At 44.5% G+C, this 18,945-nt stretch carries 12 protein-coding genes; 2 read left to right on the top strand and 10 right to left on the bottom strand.

The window, feature by feature from the left end:
• Positions 1–72 precede the first annotated feature (72 nt).
• Positions 73–813, top strand: a complete 741-nt coding sequence (locus B2089_RS00550; RefSeq protein ID WP_296325022.1) for a Bax inhibitor-1/YccA family protein — start codon at positions 73–75, stop codon at positions 811–813.
• 10 nt (positions 814–823) lie between these two features.
• On the opposite strand, the gene B2089_RS00545 is transcribed toward B2089_RS00550, so the two are convergent.
• Genes B2089_RS00545 through B2089_RS00535 form a run of 3 tightly spaced genes read right to left on the bottom strand, consistent with a single transcriptional unit; the run spans position 824 to position 5,107 of the window.
• Entirely contained in the window at positions 824–2,614 is a 1,791-nt protein-coding gene (locus tag B2089_RS00545; RefSeq protein ID WP_296325024.1) for an ABC transporter ATP-binding protein, read from the bottom strand.
• An 8-nt stretch (positions 2,615–2,622) separates the two neighbouring features.
• A complete protein-coding gene (locus tag B2089_RS00540; RefSeq protein WP_296325027.1) occupies positions 2,623–4,410 on the bottom strand; it encodes an ABC transporter ATP-binding protein in 1,788 nt (595 codons plus the stop codon).
• Between the two features lie 46 nt (positions 4,411–4,456).
• Complete coding sequence (locus B2089_RS00535; RefSeq protein ID WP_296325029.1) at positions 4,457–5,107, bottom strand: hypothetical protein; 651 nt, start codon at positions 5,105–5,107, stop codon at positions 4,457–4,459.
• 71 nt (positions 5,108–5,178) lie between these two features.
• Between B2089_RS00535 and B2089_RS00530 the strand changes: the two genes are divergently transcribed.
• A complete protein-coding gene (locus B2089_RS00530) occupies positions 5,179–5,820 on the top strand; it encodes a DUF4230 domain-containing protein (protein WP_296325032.1) in 642 nt (213 codons plus the stop codon).
• 11 nt (positions 5,821–5,831) lie between these two features.
• Here the strand turns inward: B2089_RS00530 and B2089_RS00525 are convergent, their stop codons facing one another.
• The 7 genes from B2089_RS00525 to B2089_RS00495 form a co-directional block, all read right to left on the bottom strand.
• Complete coding sequence (locus tag B2089_RS00525; RefSeq protein WP_296325034.1) at positions 5,832–5,954, bottom strand: hypothetical protein; 123 nt, start codon at positions 5,952–5,954, stop codon at positions 5,832–5,834.
• A gap of 249 nt (positions 5,955–6,203) precedes the next feature.
• Entirely contained in the window at positions 6,204–6,566 is a 363-nt protein-coding gene (locus B2089_RS00520; RefSeq protein ID WP_296325037.1) for a hypothetical protein, read from the bottom strand.
• A 181-nt stretch (positions 6,567–6,747) separates the two neighbouring features.
• A complete protein-coding gene (locus B2089_RS00515) occupies positions 6,748–8,214 on the bottom strand; it encodes a sodium ion-translocating decarboxylase subunit beta (RefSeq protein WP_296685329.1) in 1,467 nt (488 codons plus the stop codon).
• Between the two features lie 48 nt (positions 8,215–8,262).
• The gene (gene oadA, locus B2089_RS00510; RefSeq protein WP_296685326.1) at positions 8,263–10,332 is read right to left on the bottom strand and encodes a sodium-extruding oxaloacetate decarboxylase subunit alpha; all 2,070 of its coding nucleotides are present in this window, start codon (positions 10,330–10,332) and stop codon (positions 8,263–8,265) included.
• A gap of 15 nt (positions 10,333–10,347) precedes the next feature.
• On the bottom strand, positions 10,348–10,584 hold the full coding sequence (locus B2089_RS00505; RefSeq protein WP_296325462.1) for an OadG family protein: 237 nt from the start codon (positions 10,582–10,584) through the stop codon (positions 10,348–10,350).
• Positions 10,585–10,720: 136 nt separating this feature from the next.
• Positions 10,721–13,036 (bottom strand): penicillin-binding protein 1C, encoded by a 2,316-nt coding sequence (pbpC, locus tag B2089_RS00500; protein ID WP_296685322.1) that lies wholly within the window; start codon positions 13,034–13,036, stop codon positions 10,721–10,723.
• A gap of 48 nt (positions 13,037–13,084) precedes the next feature.
• Entirely contained in the window at positions 13,085–18,703 is a 5,619-nt protein-coding gene (locus B2089_RS00495; protein ID WP_296325467.1) for an alpha-2-macroglobulin, read from the bottom strand.
• Positions 18,704–18,945 lie beyond the last annotated feature (242 nt).

Below are 18,945 nucleotides of genomic sequence, written 5' to 3'. Positions count from 1 at the left end.
GAAAAAGGAATTAACTAGAACTGTGGTTTTTTCTCATGAATTGATATAGAATGAATTCGGAGGATTTCAAATATGGCTCGTAGCATCACAGCAGGTGAATCAGAAAAAGCAAAATTTGTTACAAATACATATTCATGGATGGGAATAGCCCTTTTAATCAGCGCATTTGCCGCATACATCACGGCAAAAATGGTTTTTACAGACGAAACCCAACAAATCAGAACTGCTTTCGGAGATTTTCTCTTCGGAGGCTACGCAATTGGTTTCTGGATTTTCGCCATTTTGGAATTAGTCCTTGTTTTTTTGCTCTCGTCATCAATCCGAAAAATCTCTCTTCAAACCGCTGTCGCAGGCTTTATTCTTTATGCCCTCATCAACGGTGTCACACTGTCTTCAATTTTTGCGGCATATAAACTCGCATCAATCGCAAAGACTTTTATAGTTACGGCGGCAATGTTCGGCACAATGGCAATATATGGTTCCGTCACAAAAAGAAACCTTATGACTCTTGGACGATACCTGCTTATGGCTTTAGTTGGAATCATCATAGCCTCAGTGGTACAATTTGTTTTCAACAGATTTTTAAAGCTCAACACAACGCTTCTTGATTTTATCATTTCGATTGTAAGTGTCATTGTGTTCACAGGCCTCACAGCCTACGATTCTCAAAAAATCATGAAAATCGCATTTCACTCAAACGGCAACAATGACTACAAGAAAATCTCAATCATGGCCGCTCTCGAAATTTACCTTGATTTCATTAATCTTTTCCTCACACTCTTGAGATTTTTCGGAAAACAGAAAGACAACTAATAACACAAGCTTATTCCAGCTTAAAGGCGCCGGTGTACAAATCGTAATACCGGCCTTGTTTTTCCATAAGCGCGTCGTGATTTCCCCGCTCGATGATTTCTCCCTTTTCAAGAACAAGGATTTCGTCCGCATTGCGCACGGTTGAAAGCCGGTGAGCGATAACGAAGACAGTCCGCCCCCGCATGAGAGAGTCCATGCCCTTTTGAATATGCCTTTCCGTTCGGGTATCGATGGAACTGGTAGCCTCGTCAAGGATAAGAACCGGGGGATTTGCCACGGCAGCCCTGGCGATTGCCAAAAGCTGTCTTTGCCCGGCACTTAAAGAAGAGCCGTCGCCGGTAATCACCGTGTCATAGCCCTCAGAAAGGTGACTGATAAAGTAATCCGCGTTGGCCAGTCTGGCGGCGGCAAGCACTTCTTCTTTTGTGGCATCCAGCTTTCCGTAGCGGATATTATCGAAAATCGTTCCAGTGAACAAATGAGTGTCCTGCAAAACCATGCCCAGGGAGCGGCGCAGGGAGTCTTTTTTTATCGTTTTAAGGGGATGTCCGTCATACAGGATTTTTCCCTGCCCTTCCTCGATGTCATAAAAGCGGGTGAGCAGATTTGTAATCGTCGTTTTTCCGGAACCGGTTGAGCCGACAAGGGCAATTTTCTCTCCGGGGTGGGCATAAAGGGAAATATTTTTTAACACGGGAATATTTTTCTCATAGCCGAAATTTACATTCTCAAATACGAAATCCCCTTTAAAAGAAGAATCAACTTCGACATTGCCCTCATCGCTTTCGATTTCCTCATCAATAACGGCGAAAATTCGCTCCGCACCGGCAAGGGCATTCAGAACCGAATTGAACTGCTGGCTGACCTGGGTAAGGGGGCGGGAAAATGAACGGGTTGACTGCAAAAAACTTGCGATTGTACCCACATCGGTAAAGCCTTTTATGACAAGAAAGGCTCCTGCAATGGCCGTGAGGGCGTACTGAATATGGCTGAGATTGTTCATCATGGGTCCCAGCACCGAAACATAACTCATGGCGCTTGTTCCCGCCTTGCGCAAATCCTCGTTCAATTCGTCAAAGCGGGCTTTTGCCTCTTCTTCGCGGGTAAAGACTTTGACCACCCGCTGACCTTCAATCAACTCTTCGATGTAACCGTTCACCCGGCCAATATTTTCCTGCTGGCTTCTGAAAGCCCTTGCGCTCCTCTTTCCGATTTGAGCTGAAAGAATCATAATCAGGGCAATGGTAAAAAGCATGAGACAAGTGAGGGGAATCGAAAGCAGGCACATCATGATAAAAATGCCGGAAACCTGAAAGAAAGTGGAAAAAAGCTGGGGAACGCTCATACTGAACATTTCCCGAAGCGTGTCAGTGTCGTTGGTATAGAGGGACATTAAAAGGCCGTGCTGGCGGCTGTCATAATAACGGAGAGGCAATTTTTCCATGTGATGGAACAAATCTTTCCGGATATTGCAGAGAGTGTTGGTTGAGATAAAAATCAAAATTCGTTCAGAGCCATAAGAAGAAAAGGCTCCTATGACATAGACTGCAATCATGGTGAGAACCAGACGGATTAAGCCTTCAAGGTCGGGATTTTCCTTTCCGATAAGGGGAAGAATGTAATCGTTAATCGCAGGCTTGAGCAAATATGCCCCGGCGACTTCGGCAAGGGCTGAGAGAATCACAAAGAGAAAAACAAAAATCCAAAGGGACTTAAATCGCCCCATGTAAGAAACCAGCCTTCGGATTGTCTTTTTTGTATTTTTCGGGCGTTGAGTTCCCCTCATTTTCACAGGTGGCATAATGACTCCTAGTTTTCACTCATCTGGGATTCGTAGACTTCCCGGTAAATCTGATTTGACTTCATCAGTTCGTCATGACTTCCGATTCCGTTGATTTTGCCAGAGTCCAGCACGATGATAAAATCCGCGTCCTGAACCGAAGCGATTCTCTGGGCGATGATAAGCTTTGTGGTGGCAGGAAGGGAAGAACGAAGGGCATTTCTGATTCGTAAATCCGTGGCCGTGTCCACCGCGCTGGTGGAGTCGTCAAGCACAAGAATGTCCGGTTTTTTGATCAGGGCGCGGGCAATACAAAGACGCTGCTTCTGCCCGCCGGAAAGATTGACTCCCCCCTGAGACAAGTCCGTGTCGTAGCCGTCGGGAAAGGAAGTGACGAATCCGTGGGCATCGCTGGCCTTGCAGGCGGCAATTAAGTCCTCGTCCGAGGCATTCTCATTTCCCCAGCGCAGGTTTTCGGCGATTGTTCCTGAAAAAAGAGTGTTTTTCTGTAAGACAAAGCCGATTTTCTTGCGCAAGTCCGTCAAATTCCACTGGCGGACATCCTTTCCGCCCACCTTGACTGAGCCTTCAGTCACTTCGTAAAGGCGGGGAATAAGCTGAACCAATGTAGACTTTGAGCTTCCCGTTCCGCCAAGAATTCCCACTGTGCTTCCTTGCGGAATCGAAAGATTAATGTCACTAAGAACCGAATGCTCCATTTTTTTGTCATAAGAGAAATAAACATGAGAAAACTCGATGTCATTCAAAGACTTGCCCCTAGCTTCTAAAACTTGCCTACCTGACTGCAGGGGACTTAAACATCTCTCCTCATTCTGCATTTTGCATTCTGCATTATGAATTTCTATCTCTTCATCCAAAACTTCCATGACTCTGGAAAGGGATGTGCGGCTCAAGATGAACATTACAAAAAGGCGGGAAAGCATCATAAGCGACATGAGAATCTGTGTGATATAAGAAATAAAACTGATAAGCCCGCCGGTCTGCATTTTGCCAGAAATGACCATGTTGCCGCCGAACCATAGGGCGCTTACAATGCAGCCGTAAACCATGAGGTGCATGATTGGCATATTTAGTATGACGATTTTTTCGGCCCCCACCTGAGTGCGCTGCAAGTCCTCGGCGATTTCGTCAAATTTGGCGTTTTCGTGGTCGCCGCGAACAAAAGCCTTGACCACGCGGATTGCAATCAGATTTTCCTGAACGACTCGGTTTAAATTGTCGTATTTTTTAAGCATCTGGCGGAAGCGGGGATAGACGATATGCACGATAGAAATAAGTACCGTAGCAAGCAGAGGAATGACAATAAAGAAAATAAGAGCCAGCCGGGCGTTGATTTGACAGGCCATAATCGTTCCGAAAATGAGCATAATCGGGGAGCGGACTGCCGTGCGGATACAGTTCTGGTACATGTTCTGCAAGTTGGTGACATCAGTGGTGAGGCGGGTGACCAAAGAATCAGTGCCGAAATGATCCATATTTGAAAAAGAAAAGTCCTGCACCCTGGCGAAGAGTTTTTTTCGGAGATTTTTAGAAAAACCGAAAGCCGCAAGAGAAGAGATCCTGCCGCACATGGCACCGCAAAAAAGAGAAAAACTCGCCATCAAGACCATTAAAAGCCCGAAGCGGATGACAAAATCTGAGTCTTTGTTTTTGATTCCCACATCGACGATTTTTGCCATGACCAGGGGAATCGTTGTTTCCATGATGACTTCACCGAACATGAAAAGTGGCGAAAGGAAAGTATAAGTCCAGTAGCGTCTTTCCATGCCCGATGTGATTTTTCGGACGACAGACATATAAAGATTGTATCAAAAATCGCGGCTTTGTTCTAATAATACCTTGTTATTTTGAAAACACGCGGAAATTTTCCACCAGTTCTTTTGTAAGGAAGATTTTTTCGATTCCGAATGAGCGCAAATTCTCGTTCCAGTTTATTGTAAGTGAAAGACCTGATTTCCCTGTGCGGAAAGGCTTTTTGTCCTGCTCAAAAAGAGATGTAATCTCTGGCTGGGATTTTTCGCTGAGCTGACGGGCAAAAGAGCCTGCCAGAAAGTTAACGACGAATTCTCTGAGGACTTCGCTCTGAAAAAAATTGATTTTATGCTTGGTGTCGATTGTCATGCCGGAAAGGGCTCCGAAAAGGAAGGTATCCAGCTTGATAAAAGCCTTGCCCTTGCCAAAAGAAACTTCGTAGAGAAAGTCATTCTCGGAAATCGTGTCGAAAAATTCGTTTATATTTGCATGCTCAAGAGAAGTGAGCGTGAGCTTGCGGATTTTTGGCTCACCGAATTTTGCCCGCAAATCAAGTTTAAAATGCTTGTAGACATTTTTGCAGACTTCCCTGACTTCTTCAAGCTGCTCTGCCGAGAGGAATTCCTTGATTTTGTAAGATTTTTTTTCTTTTTTTGCTTGAGAAGAAGGCTCAGAAGCGCCAGATAATCCCAAAAGTTTATCAACTTCTGCCTGTGAAAGCGAAACCTGATTGTTTTCCATAGAATATAGTGTATACTAGATTGAAATAAATTTAAAGTAAAAAAGTAACAAGGGATAATTTGGAGGTACTTATGAAAAAAGATAAAAGCGAGAAAAAAAGTAAAAGTCCTTTGATTTTGAAGATTTTCTCAAAATTCGCCAACAAAATTCTTTTCAAGATAATAGTGATTCTCGCCCTGCTCTGCGCTCTCTTTTTTGGCGGGAAATTTAGCTGGCAGAAACTGGGGGAAGTCAAGACTGAGAAATCTTCTGCCATTGTTTTTAGGGAATTGCAAAAATGCGCGGAGCTTACCACGGTCAAAAACACATACTCCGATGTCATATCTATCAAAAAGACTAGAATCGCTGGGCTGGCAAAAACTTACAGCATAGTAAAATACACAGGCCTTATCCGCGGGGGCATTTCCGACATATCCAAGGCAAAAATCTCTGTGTCAAACCGGGGGAAAAGCGTAAAAGTCGAACTACCGCCAGTGGAAGTGCTTTCAAATGACATTTCAAGCATTGAAGTATTCGATGAAAGCAAGAGCGCCTTCGTTTCTATTTCCGTTCAGGAAATTATGGCAGAGATCCGCTTTAATCAAGAATCGGCCTCAGCCGAGATTTTAGAAACAGGCTTTTTGGAAGAAGCAAAGTCTCATGCAAAAGAAATCACCGAAACAATCCTCCTGGCCTCTGGCTTTGAAGAAGTTTCGGTGACTTTTAAGGAATGAAACGCTTTTGTTTATCGTTTTCTGTCAATCATTTCGATGCACTTGTCGCCGAAGTTGTCAACGGCAACTCCCAGAATCGAAAAGATAACAGCAGAAACAACGATTAAAACAATAGCAATAAATCCGAATAACATAAAATCACCTCTATAATTTTTTAAGTTCACAAATGATTTGCCCGCATGAAAAATTTTTCTCTGCGGATTTCTGCAAGCAAGACAATAGCTCCTGCCATTTTTTTCTAATGTCTGTTAAAGAAAAAAATACAAGCAACTAATGAAATTACAACAACAGATATAATAATAATCTCAGCCATAAGACACTCCTAAAATGAGAAAAATAAAAATAAGAAAAAAAAATAAAAACTAGAAAAGATTGGAGTTAATCTAGATGAGGGTTTGGAGAAAAATTACAGTTTGAAGAGATTTGGGAAGAAGCAGGATTCTTGAAGATGGAATCGTACTGCTTGTAAATGAAGGGGAATAAAAAGAAAAATCAGCGAAAGCACAGAAAGATTCGTGATTGAATTCCTGCGTACTCGCTGATTTCTTTTGTGAGCGGACAATAGTTCGCTCAATGATTTTTGACTCAGTCACAAGCAGGGGTGTAAGTTCCTGACTTGAAGAATGAATCGTAACGACTTTTATGTCGTCGGAAGAATCAAGAAGTGCCGTCTGCACACTCGTTCCAAACGGAGCAGAAAACAAGAGAAGAAAAGCAAGAATAAAGTGCAGAAAGCGTGATTTCATAGACTTTAAATTCCTCACAGAGCTTTAGAGCGCACAGAGAGCATTTCTTTTAACAAATAAAAACCTCTGTGAACTCTGTGGCCTCTGTGAGGAATTCCTTAGCGGAGACCACCATAAAATCGAAGCGATCGAGTTTCTGCCATAGCAGAAACTCGCTAAGCCACTTGCGGTGGGATTCGCTTTAGCGCAGCCCACCGTAAGTGGCGATGAATACACCGGCTGCCATAGCTGTACCGATAACACCTGCAACGTTCGGCCCCATTGCGTTCATCAAGAGGAAGTTTGAAGGATCTTCCGCCTGACCAACTTTGTTTGCGACGCGGGCTGCCATTGGAACTGCCGAAACGCCAGCTGAACCGATGAGCGGGTTGATTTTCTTGTCTTTCGGCAAGAAGATATTCATGAGTTTTGCCATGAGCAAACCGCCTGCTGTAGCAACAGCGAATGCAACCAAACCAAGAACGATGATACCAACAGACTCACCTTTGATGATTTTCTCCGGAGTCATCTGAGAGCCGACACCCAATGAAAGAACGATTGAAACAATGTTCATCAATTCATTTTCCATTGTCTTTGAAAGACGCTGAGCGGCACCAGACTCTTTTACGAAGTTACCGAATGCCAGCATACCGATAAGAGGTGCTGCAGGAGGCAACAAGAGAATCGTAAGAATCAAAAGCATGAGCGGGAACAAAACCTTTTCCATGCGCGGAACAGCGCGAGGGTTCGGCATTTTGATAAGTCGTTCTTTTTTAGAAGTAAGGAGCTTCATGATTGGAGGCTGAATCATCGGAACCAAAGCCATGTAAGAGTAAGCCGCGACAGCGATAACACCCATGAGTTCTGGAGCAAGTTTTCCAGAAACATAGATTGATGTCGGGCCGTCAGCGCCACCGATGATACCGATAGCACAAGCCTGCATGATGTTATAGTTGAGACCAAAGAGGTTCATTACGGCAACACCAAAAAGTGTGAAGAATACGCCGAACTGAGCCGCACCACCGAGGATAGCTGTTTTGGGGTTAGCGATAAGGGGACCGAAGTCTGTCATTGCACCGATACCCATGAAGATGAGCATGGGGAAGAACTCGTTACCAACGCCAGCATGGTAGATGATTGCCAGCATACCGTCAGGCAATTCGCCCATGTTTGCGCCAACGATATTGACGAGGATTGTACCGAATCCGATTGGAATCAGAAGAAGCGGCTCAAATCCTTTACCTACAGCGAGATAGACAATAAGGAAGCCAACTGCAATCATGATAAGTGACTGCCATCCAGGAGCCGTTCCCCAGTCTTTCTCTGGAGCTTCAGCAATCGGCTCTTTGAATTCAGCCTTTGGTTCAACCTTTTTCTGATTCATCATCTGGTAGATACCAGTTGATTTACCGATATTCTGAACGAATTTGAGGGGGTCAATGTTGTGCTCTTCGCCCCACTTCTCCGTTCCCTTAATAGTACGGTTGAGACCGGTACCAGAAGATACAGAAGAATTGTCCGTTCCTGAAAGATACTGGCTTTCGACAGTCATGTCATTTGATGACTGTGCGAAAACTTTGGAGCCGGTCGATACAACGAAAGCAATCGCCATAATAGCGAGAGTTACGCCGAAAACCTTTTTCTTAAAATCTTTGTTCAAATCAATCATTTTAGTTTCCTATATAGATTGCCGTGCAGAACACGGCAATGACAATCTTTACTGAACAGAAGCGACAGCCTGACCAGCAGTTACCTGTGAGCCTGTTGGAGCTGTGAAGTGGATTTTACCAGCGGCACCGGCCTTGATTTCAAGTTCCATCTTCATAGATTCGATGATTACGACTGTTGTGTCAGCCTGAACAGAAGCCCCCTCAGCAACTGCGTATTTGAGGAGAGTACCGGCAACAGGAGCGTTAACCGGCTTTCCGCCAGCTGGAGCAGCCGCAACAGGAGCAGCGGCAGGGGCTGCTGCAGGAGCAGGAGTTGCCGGAGCGGCGCTAGCTGCCGGGGCAGCTGCAACGACTCCACCGATAGAAGCGAGAACCTGACCTGCTGTAATCTGAGTTCCTGTTGGAACAGAATATGTGATTGTGCCGTCATCAGAAGCCTTAACTTCAAGTTCCATCTTCATAGATTCGATGATGATGACAGTCTGACCTTTTGAAACTTTTGTTCCGTTAGCGAAGCACTGTTTAAGAAGAGTACCAGCAACTGGAGCCTTAACATCAACTCCTCCAACTGCAACTGGAGCGGCTGCTGCAGGAGCTGCGCTTGGAGCGCCGAATGAAACATTGTATGGAGTTCCGTTGACTGTGACTGTGTCGCCGTTAGACTGAACGCTGTAGCTCTGTCCGTTGACTGTAACAGTGTATGAACCGTTTGAAGAAGAAGCGGCTTTTGGAGTCTCTTTGAGACCGAATGTTTTTTCTGCGTCTACAGGACCGTTTGCTCGAGTCTCGAAGAATTTTGTAGCAACTTTCGGGAACATAGCATAAGTGAGGACATCCTCGACTGAGCCGTTTCCGCCGTTTGCTTTTGCTTCCTCAACCATTTTGTCCCACTCAGGAGCGATTTTGTCTGCCGGACGGCAAGTGATGGCTTCTTCCATTTTGTTCTGCTCAAGAGCCTTTTTAACGAGATCTTTGTTTGGCTCAGCAGGAACTTTACCATATTTACCTGTGAGAAGGTCACAGAATTCACCAGTCATGCGCTCATAGCGGCCGAAGAGTACATTGAATACGGCCTGTGTACCGACGATCTGTGATGTTGGTGTTACGAGTGGAACGTATCCAACGTCTTTCTGAACGAGTGGAAGCTCTGCCAAAACCTGGTCGATTTTGTCTGATGCGCCCTGCTGTTTGAGCTGGCTTTCGAGGTTAGAAAGCATACCGCCTGGAACCTGGCTTTTAAGGATTCGGGTATCTGCTCCCAAGAATTTAGACTCGAGTGAAGCATAGTGCTTTCGGATGTCGCGGAAGTAAGCTGCGATTTCAAGCAAAGCAGAAATGTCGAGACCAGTGTCGAAATCTGTGCCTTTGAGCATTTCAACGACAGTCTCTGTCGGTGAGTGTGATGTACCCATAGCCATTGCAGAAATTGCAGTATCGAGAACGTCTGCACCAGCCTCAGCTGCCTTAAGAAGAGTAGCAACTGAAAGACCTGTTGTAGCGTGTGAGTGAATCTCAACAGGAAGGTCAACCTTTGATTTGATTGCTTTTACGAGATCATAAGCCTCGAATGGTTTGAGCAAACCTGACATATCTTTGATACAGATAGAGTCTGCACCGAAGTCAGCGTATGTTTTTGCGAGCTCTGCGTAGATTTCTTTTGTGTGATATGGAGTTGTAGCGTATGAAATAGCCATCTGGACATGTTTGCCAGTAGCTTTAGCTGCTTTTGTAGCGCGCTCAAGGTTGCGCGGGTCATTACAAGCATCGAAAATTCGGAATACATCAACGCCGTTCTTTGATGCGTACTCGACGAACTTATCAACAACGTCGTCTGCATAGTGGCGGTAACCAAGGAGGTTCTGACCACGAAGAAGCATCATGATTTTTGTGTTTGGCATTGCGGCGTGCAATTTGCGGAGGCGCTCCCATGGATCTTCGTTAAGGAAGCGGATACAAGAATCGTAAGTAGCTCCACCCCAAGCCTCTGCGGCCCAGTAACCGATTTTGTCAATTTTTGGAGCGATTGGCAACATATCTGCCAAAGTCATACGAGTAGCGTGAAGTGACTGTGTAGCATCACGCAAAACAAGTTCAGAAATACCAATTTTCTTAGCCATTTAGATTAACCTCTTTTAGTTTTTTTCGTGCAAAGCCGTTGCGATTGCGGCAACGACAGCATTTTGGTCGACTGCGGGCGCTACTGGCGCCGCAACATCAGTTTTAGCTTCTTCTTTGTCGAGACCAGTTGCATGAACGAAAATACGAAGACCGTTCATACAAATAATCATGATGACAAGGAAACTGAAAACAACACACATACCAAGCAGAGTAAGGATAATACTCTGACTAAGCATTTCAGCAATTGTCATAATTCCTCCAAAGGATATGATTCAAGATAGAATTTGGATAAAATTATAGATGATTTTTCAGATTTACTCAATGTGAGCATACTCAAATTTGGAAATAAATTTTCAGGCAGAAAAAACAGCTTGCTGACAAGAGAATCTATTCCGTCTCCACGATTGAAACCACAACGCTGTCGCTGCGGCCTTTTTGGTCAGAGACGGTAATATCGTAAACTCCCGGCTTAGGCGACCATTCCAGAGACTTTCCCGGCTCGCTCCGGCCTATGTAATCGCTTCCGCAATACCATAAAAGTTCGGCTGAATCCGCGTCTGCCACCGCATGAAGCATGATTTTGTTGCGACTGGTGTCTGATTTTCTGAAAACATAGTCCGTGCCTGTCATGGGCGAGACAATTTCCGGCGGAAAGCCCTGACCGTGGGCAGAATATGAAAAATCTTCCGGCGGGTACTCAGGTGGCTTAAGACGAGGAAGACCTGCCTGTTCAAAAAGATTCTGCAAATCACTGGGCCAGAATTCCCTGGAAACGGTTTTTATATAAGGCTCCCCGCTTTCATCAGTGCGGTAGCCAGTGCGGGTATCGATATTGATTTTTCGATGAATTTTACAGGTTTTGATTGGTGAGACTCCAGGAATAAACCAGCTCCATTCAGTCTGCTCGCAGGCCTCGGTAGGAAGGCCGCCGGAAACAGAACAGACCTTCACCTGAATGGCATTTTTTGGCGGAATGGCCGCCTTCATCCTCTCATTTTGGGGAATTTCAGACAAAATATGATAGGCAAGGTTGAACAGAAGCGGAGCCGCCATGGTCCTGCCCAAAAAAGAATTGTTTCCGTGACCGTCAAAGTTTCCAATCCAGACACAAAGAACATAACGGTCAAAAATTCCTACGCTCCAGCTGTCCTTAAAGCCGATGGAAGTTCCTGTTTTGTAGGCGATTTTTACGCCTTCAAGCTCTTTGGGCTTATGCTGATAAGGCGGAGTGTTCTCCTCAAGCATTTTTTTTACGATAAAGGCACTTTCCGAAGTCAGCATACGCTTTCCCACTTCGTTTTTCGGCGAATAGACTGCGCGGATTTCTTTCTGAATTCCGTTACTGGCAAGAGTCGCATACATTTTTGCCAGTTCCAGCATGGTCACTTCACAAGTTCCCAAAACTATTGAAAGACCGTAATGCTCCCTCTCCTTCATCTGTGAAACACCAGATTCAGTCATAAAATCGTACAAATCCCGCTCTTTTAAATCCCGGTTCAGGGCAATGGCAGGAATATTGCGGCTGTCACCCAGGGCAAACCAAGCCTTTACCGGCCCCTTAAAAATGCTTCCGTAGTTGTCGGGAGAATATTCGTTGAAGGTAACGGGCGTATCTTTCAGCATTGTATCATAGTGGATCAACCCCTGCTCCAGAGCCATAGCATAGATAAAAGGTTTTAATGTAGAGCCTGGAGAGCGTTTTGATGTGGTCAGATTTACCTGCCCCTGAATAGAATCATTGTAATAATCGGCAGAGCCAATGTTGGCCACGATTTCCATATTCTGCCAGTCCAGCAAGAGGATTGCGCCGTTCTCAACGCCGAAGTGCCGGTTCTGATGGATATAAGTGTCAAAAATCTCCTCGCACTGCTTTTGAAGTCGCAAATTTAAAGTGGTCTTTACAGCCCTGCGACTTTTTTTGTCTGTATCGGAAGTTTTACCACGGTCATAGTAAAGCATCTCGCAAAAATGACGGGCCTCGTTGGGAAAGCGACATTCTGTTGACATCTGCATATCCATGAAGGGGGCTTTTGAAGAGTCTTCTGGATGATTTTCTATCCATCTTTCAAAAAGGATTTTTCTTGCATCAATAAGTTCGCTTGGAGTGCGCAGTGGAGAAGGACTTCGTTTAATAGGATTTTGTGGCAACACCGCCAGCATTATATTCTCAGAGAGATTGAGTTCCCTGATTGATTTATTGAAATAATACCAGCTGGCCGTTTCAAATCCTTCTATATTATAGCCGCAGGGAGCGAGGTTAAGGTAACACTCAAGGATTTCCTGCTTTGAATAGCAGAATTCGAGGACCAAAGCCCTGTAAATCTGCCTGAGTTTTCCGAAAATTGATTTTGTGTAAAGGCCGTATTTGAGTTTCGCCGTCTGCATGGTGATTGTTGAAGCCCCCATGCGGCGGGATTTTTTAATGTAAGTCTCAATTCCAGCCTTCACGATGGCCACCGGGTTTATACCCCTGTGAGAATAGAAATAGCGGTCTTCCTGCAAGAGAACTGCCTCAACAAATTCCTTGGGAAAATCCGACAGGGGGCGGTAAATTCGGAATTTATCATCCTCTGTGAGAAAAATCTGAAGAAGCCCGCCGTTTTTGTCAGTGTAAACGACGGAAAATTCGAGGCCGTGAAAAATATCTCCCCGCAATTTTTCTGCGAGGAAGGGGCCTGCGACTGCCAGATGAAATGCGTCCATGACAATACAGAATGCAATCAGCAGACAGAGTTTCTTTTTTGACAACACCTACTTTCTTGCCTCAATCGTAAGCGGCGCGTGAGGAGAAAGGGCGCGTATATCTTTGTTATACATAGACTCTGCGAACATAGGCGGGACTACGAATTTTCCAGTATTCGTAGCTTTTGCCTTGTAGGTGAAGGTGTTTATCTTGTCCGTGACAGTGCCGTAAATCACGACCCGGTCTTCGCGGATGTCAACATAATCGGCAGACCAGCCCTTGTTGTATTTTCCAGAGCGGATTGATTCGATGTCTGCCTCAAGGCCGGCCGAAAGCATGTCCACCATGGCGATATTTGGAATCGAGCCTTTGAGAGAGCGGAATGAAACTTTTACAAGTATGTCATCACCTGCTTTTACAGAATCGATTTTTTTGCCGTCAAGATTTGTGAATTCACGGCTTACTTCAAGACCTTCCTTTATGTCCTTTTCAGGAATTGATGTCTCAAAACCTGCCTGTAAAGTCTGGAAGAAAATCGGCATTTTTTCGCTGGTACGGAAAGAAATCTTTTCGGCGTCTTTTGTGAAAGCACCTTTGAGAATCTGATTGCCCTCAAGCGGAATTGCCTTCTCGTTTTTTCCGAAAATCTCGTAGGCTGAATAGATTCCGCCCTTTTCTACATTTGAATAGCTTTCAAAAGCCCGGATTGCCGCGCTCACTGAATAAGTATTGTATGAACTCATACTTTCAAGACCTTCGCACAGATATTCCACCTGATTTGATTTGATGTCGGTGATACGCTCAGGGAAGTAGCGGGCAATCACATCGATGTAGGTTGAAACATAGTGCAGACCATTGTGGAACATCCATGAAGAATCAAAAATCTTCTTGCGCTTGATTTTGCCGAGGATTGAATTCGCCTTTTTGTCCTGTTTGAGCATAGCGTAGCTGGCGGCAAGGTAAAGCCCTTCGTAGTCAGTTTCGCTGTAATTCTTGCGGTTCAAGTCGCCCTCAAGCTTTTCAAGATAGCTTGTTGTAACGATCTCGTTGTTGGTGAGGATATAGATTGCGTGAGCGCGCAGCATAATGTCGAAGCCAGAATCTTTTGAAGAATTGGCGATTGATTTGACAGCTCCCAAAACCTTGTCAAAGAATCTCTGAGGAACAAAGAAACCGTGTTTTTTGGCGTCCGTCAGGAATTCCGCACAATAGAGGGTGATTTCAGGCATCGGTGAGCTTTTGTTAGTCCAGTAGCCGATGTTTCCGTCAGAAAGCATTCGTGCCTGTAGAATAGCGATTGTATCGCTGACCATTTTCTGAGCGTCGGCATGGGTTTTTCCGCCGGCCTTAACAAAATCCTCAAAGAGATAAGGATATGCCTTACTTGTGACCTGCTCAGCGCATCCATAAGGATAATTTGCAAGGTAGAAATTCAAGCCGTCGAGGAATGTTGTCGGAACATTGGAAACAGACAGGCTGCGTTTTGCAAATTCATCATATAGTTTGTGATTTACATCTGCAGAAATTTCTTTTTTGTCGGTTTTGCCCGATTTTATCCAGATTTGATATGGCATTGACGGGCGGACACTTAAAGTCGTACTCAATTTTGAAGATTCGCTCGCGTCAAAAGCCTTGAATGTGATTTCTGCCCCACCAAGAACATTGTTTGCCTTGACTTTGAATGAAACAGTGGCTTCCTTGCCCTCATCAATCGTGAGTGGTACAGATTTTTCACCCACAATAGAAAGATGCTGGCTGGGGCTTGCCGTGAGAGTAACCTTATTCGCAGAGCCAGAGCCGCGATGATTGTTGGTGACGGTAACGCTTACATCAAATTCATCGCCAGGAGCTACTGCAAGAGGAGCGTTAGGGCTGATGATGAAGGTGTTTCGGGCAAGTGTCGAAGACTGCTCAACGCCGATTGTTCCCTTTGAGACGGCGACTGCGATAATGCGGATTGTGCCGTTAAAGTAATCCGGGACATGGTAAGTGACGCTTCTCTCTTCACGGCCGGTATCGATGATTCCGGACCAGTAGGCCACGGGAGCGTTCTGTTTTCGCTTGAAAGGATTGAGATTCTTTGAAAGCTCGTCCATGCCGGCACCGCCACCCATTGCACTCATAGTTTTGAGAACTTCAAATTCAGGAAGAACAAGGTCGAGAATCTGAGAGGTTCGGACTTCAAGGGCGCGTTTTTTGAAGAAGAATGAAAGAGGATTCGGATTGCGATATTTAGCGACCTGAAGAATTCCTTCGTCCACGGCGTAGATTACGATTTTTCCTTCATCAGAAGAAGAATAGTTAATCGTCAAGTCCTCGCCAGACTTAATCTCGTCTTTGAAATCCAGCTTGATTTTGTTTGTTCGGTTACCCTTATCAAGGGTGAAAGGAATTGCCCCGTAACAGAAAGGACTCATGAAAATCTCTTCTGAATCCGGGCTTCGACTGAACATTACATTTATGTAGGCATTTCCTTCAATTCCCTGAGGAATCTGGATTGTCTGAACGCTGGAAAGCTCATTAGCCTTAAACCATTTGTAAGAATAAACCTTGTCCCGTTCAACAGTAATCAGACCGAAGCCTGTATATGGAGCCTTGATAAAGACTTTTGCCGTGTCACCGCATGCGAGGTCAGATTTTTCCAGTTTAAGCTCAAGTTCTGCGGTGCGGGTAAGGCTGCGGCTTGTATTCTGATCGCCGACAATGGTGTAAGAAATCGTATTGAAAACAAGGCCTTCGCTGTCCAGCAGGGTGATTTTGTATTCACCAGAAGCATTTGAGGGAACGAAGAAATCAGTACCGTTTTTAGAAATCGTGATTTTCTCAGAAGAAAGAGGATATGCTTTTTTAACAGACTGGTATTTAAAGAGCCCGTTGGGCTGTTTGACCAAGGTGGAAATGTACTTGACTTCTTCTATATTAACGGTGACATCGCTGAGATTGATTCGGTTCAAATCCTGATCAATGGCGATGAAAGAAAGCTTGCGTTTTGAATCCCGGTTGATGTATGAAAGCGAGCCGTCTGCCTTGTAGCCAATCAGGTGCTTGAGCGGCGAAACATACATGCTGGACATCTGGCTGACGCTCCTTCCGCTCTCCTTTTCGTAGCCTTCCACATAGAATTCAAGGCGGTAAGTCGCTTTTTCAAATTTTTCAATATCCAAGTCAAAAGAAGCCTCGCCATTATCGTCGGTCTGCTTGGTGCCCAGGAATTCATCGTAAGAATTTGATTTGTAGAAAGGATCTGAGAAATAGTAGTCTGAATACTTTCTGAGAACAGGGAAGCCCGGATAAAGAGTCATCTGAGCCTTTACATCGTTACCCCGGGCAGGAGTGCCGAAGAGATTTTTAAGGCTGACCAGACCTTTGAGCTTCTGCGGGTTAATCCAGCCCTCTTTTGGAAGAGGATCGAAGCTGGCAGAAAGTTTCAGGGTGTCAGGCAGGAATTCCTCGATTTTTACGCTTGTTGAAGCAAGATATTCTCTCTTCAGTTTACCGTTCTGTTCCTTCAGAATGTAAAGATTGATGTCATACATACCTGTAGGAGAATAGTCTTTTGTTGAGAAAGTAATTTCCTCGAAGCCCGAAGAAGAAAGGCGGAACTGATTTGAGTAAATAACCGAACTTTGAGAGTCAAGGACTTCCGTCTCAAGAGGAAGATTCTTTAAATCGATGTTCCAGTCCCCGGATTTTGCGATTACGCCGATGTGAACTGTGTCGCCGGGCCGGTACATTCCCCGGTCAGAGAACATATAAGCAGAGATTTTTGTAGGAGCATCAATACCATACTCGCCACCAACATCATAATTTGAGTAATCAAGGCTTCTACCCCGCTCAGAATACGGCATGAAAGACAAATCGTTTGAAGTTTTTACTACATACGCCGTAGGACGGTGCTCTGGATTTCCGCTGTAAGAATAATCCGGGATTGTTGCATGACCGTTTGAGTCGGTGTAAGTAGAAATGACTGCATTTCCGTTTAAGCCAATAATTTGAACCTGAGCATTTGCCACAGGACTACCTTTTGAAATTGACTGAACGAAGACATCCCGTGAGCCGTCCCGGTTCTTTTTTACGATGAAGCCCAAATCAGTTATGAGGATAAGCCGCTTGTCACTTCTAGAAGAAGAATAGCCGCTTGAATAGTCAGCGACCTCAAAGAGAAAGAGGCCGTTTGAAAGATTCTTGCTTGGATTAGGAGCCAGGTGAGAAGAAAAATCAAAAGAATAATAAGAAACAAATTCTTTTGACCAGTTCGGAATCATATAATCAGATGTTTCCTTTTCGGAAATATTGCTTTCATCAAAATTGTAAGAATCAAAGCGGAAATTCTTCATATCGCCATTTGACTGTGAAACAAGGTGATTCACATCTTTTGGCATGATTCGTGAAAGCGAATACCTGACCTTCGAAATTCCCCGTGAAGAAATTGCCATTTTTCGGCTGCCAGAAAGAGAAAGAATCGTTCCTTCAGACAAGATTCCCAGCTCCACAGGATAGCTTTTGACTCTCAAAAACTCGTAGTTCTGATTGTCTTTATCATTGACCAGTTTGTAGCCGCCGAAGAAATTAATCGTTCCCGTAAAGCGCACGAGGATATAAGAAAGCTCCGGCACTTTGATGATAAAATTATTTATTGGTGAAGCGTTTTCTGGAGAAGGAATAATTTTTGGTTCTATTTTAACAGACTGGGCTTTTACTTTATCGGTAAAAAACTGAATACTTGTACCGCGCCAGTCATAATTTCTCTCATAATCCCAGCCCTGCTCTTCTGGCCGGTCATTTGGCAGCAGGTAAACTTCCATGTGAGAAAGGAGTTCTTCTGCGCTGACAGACCCCTTTGTCTCAACTGTAATAACCTGATCGTAATTCTGGTCTTCATTTTTGATAAGTGAATGAGAAATGTCGGTAATCCGAACAAAGTCGCTCATACCAGGGATTTCTACATCTACTGAATCTGAATTAGACGAAGTCGCTTCCCCGATAATTGTTTTGATGCCGGAAGACATTTCAACCTTCAACTCTGCGGTTTGGGGAGGAACAGGAATGTTATCACTCACAAGATATGCTTCAAGTCCGTCCTTGCTCCATGAAATAGTAAAATTAACGGGATTTTTCTTATGCGAAGAGGGATGTGTTATTCCCATTGAAACGAACTTTTCAAAACCTTCCTTTTCGATCGGGTGGCTGCCCGACACAGTGGCCGTGACCCGCTTTTCAAGAGGATTTTCCGGATTGATATAGAATTCAACATTTCTGAGGCTGGTCGTAAAAGAATCTGTTGTAAAAGAAAATGAATTTTTTGAAACAATTACATTCTGAGAAAAAATTTCAGCAGGAAGGCTCACTTTGTACGAAGTTTCAAGCTTCCAGCGTTCATAAGGAACAAAACGAAGGACAGAATCCCCCACCCAAAGCCATTTTCCTTCGATTGCCGGTGAAACAGAAGGAAGAGCCCCTTGCGAATCAAGTTCTTTGTCTGCCATATCAATAGGTGCAACCGAACCGTCAAATTCAATGCTTAGAAAGTCTGGTTTGGAATCTGGATTGTAGGCAATGCTGGGCTCGTAAACACTATAGGACACTTTAACCTTTTGAACGCCTTTTTCTTTGCAGGAAATGTTCAAAATAGAAAGAATTGAAAAAAACAAAAAGATTAAAGAACTTAAAGGGGAAAACTTTCTCATAAAAGACTCCGATTACTTATTTTTCAAAAATACTACCATAGAGGGGTATTTAAGTATATGGTCAAATGTCGAGTTTTGCAAATTATTGGAGAATCACAAAAACAAGCTCTCGGCGGGAACATGGCACTGGAATCCACGGTTGTGCGAAATTGGAAATTAGACTCGCTTCGCTCGCTCGCACAAAGTGGATTCGTGCCATAACCCCGCCTACGCTTGTTTTTGCACTGTTCAGCAAATGCAAA

The organism is Treponema sp. UBA3813, assembly GCA_002368605.1.
Taxonomy (GTDB): domain Bacteria; phylum Spirochaetota; class Spirochaetia; order Treponematales; family Treponemataceae; genus Treponema_D.
Note: the sequence above shows the minus strand (reverse complement) of the source record. Positions and strands in the feature narration are given on the sequence as shown.

Excerpts from the sequence above, each read along its gene's own strand:
- pbpC (WP_296685322.1), bottom strand. The coding sequence starts at position 13,036 with ATGGACGCATTTCATCTGGCAGTCGCAGGCCCCTTCCTCGCAGAAAAA.
- B2089_RS00505 (WP_296325462.1), bottom strand. The coding sequence starts at position 10,584 with ATGACAATTGCTGAAATGCTTAGTCAGAGTATTATCCTTACTCTGCTT.
- B2089_RS00495 (WP_296325467.1), bottom strand. The coding sequence starts at position 18,703 with ATGAGAAAGTTTTCCCCTTTAAGTTCTTTAATCTTTTTGTTTTTTTCA.
- B2089_RS00550 (WP_296325022.1), top strand. The coding sequence starts at position 73 with ATGGCTCGTAGCATCACAGCAGGTGAATCAGAAAAAGCAAAATTTGTT.
- B2089_RS00525 (WP_296325034.1), bottom strand. The coding sequence starts at position 5,954 with ATGTTATTCGGATTTATTGCTATTGTTTTAATCGTTGTTTCTGCTGTT.
- oadA (WP_296685326.1), bottom strand. The coding sequence starts at position 10,332 with ATGGCTAAGAAAATTGGTATTTCTGAACTTGTTTTGCGTGATGCTACA.
- B2089_RS00520 (WP_296325037.1), bottom strand. The coding sequence starts at position 6,566 with ATGAAATCACGCTTTCTGCACTTTATTCTTGCTTTTCTTCTCTTGTTT.
- B2089_RS00515 (WP_296685329.1), bottom strand. The coding sequence starts at position 8,214 with ATGATTGATTTGAACAAAGATTTTAAGAAAAAGGTTTTCGGCGTAACT.
- B2089_RS00535 (WP_296325029.1), bottom strand. The coding sequence starts at position 5,107 with ATGGAAAACAATCAGGTTTCGCTTTCACAGGCAGAAGTTGATAAACTT.
- B2089_RS00530 (WP_296325032.1), top strand. The coding sequence starts at position 5,179 with ATGAAAAAAGATAAAAGCGAGAAAAAAAGTAAAAGTCCTTTGATTTTG.
- B2089_RS00545 (WP_296325024.1), bottom strand. The coding sequence starts at position 2,614 with ATGCCACCTGTGAAAATGAGGGGAACTCAACGCCCGAAAAATACAAAA.
- B2089_RS00540 (WP_296325027.1), bottom strand. The coding sequence starts at position 4,410 with ATGTCTGTCGTCCGAAAAATCACATCGGGCATGGAAAGACGCTACTGG.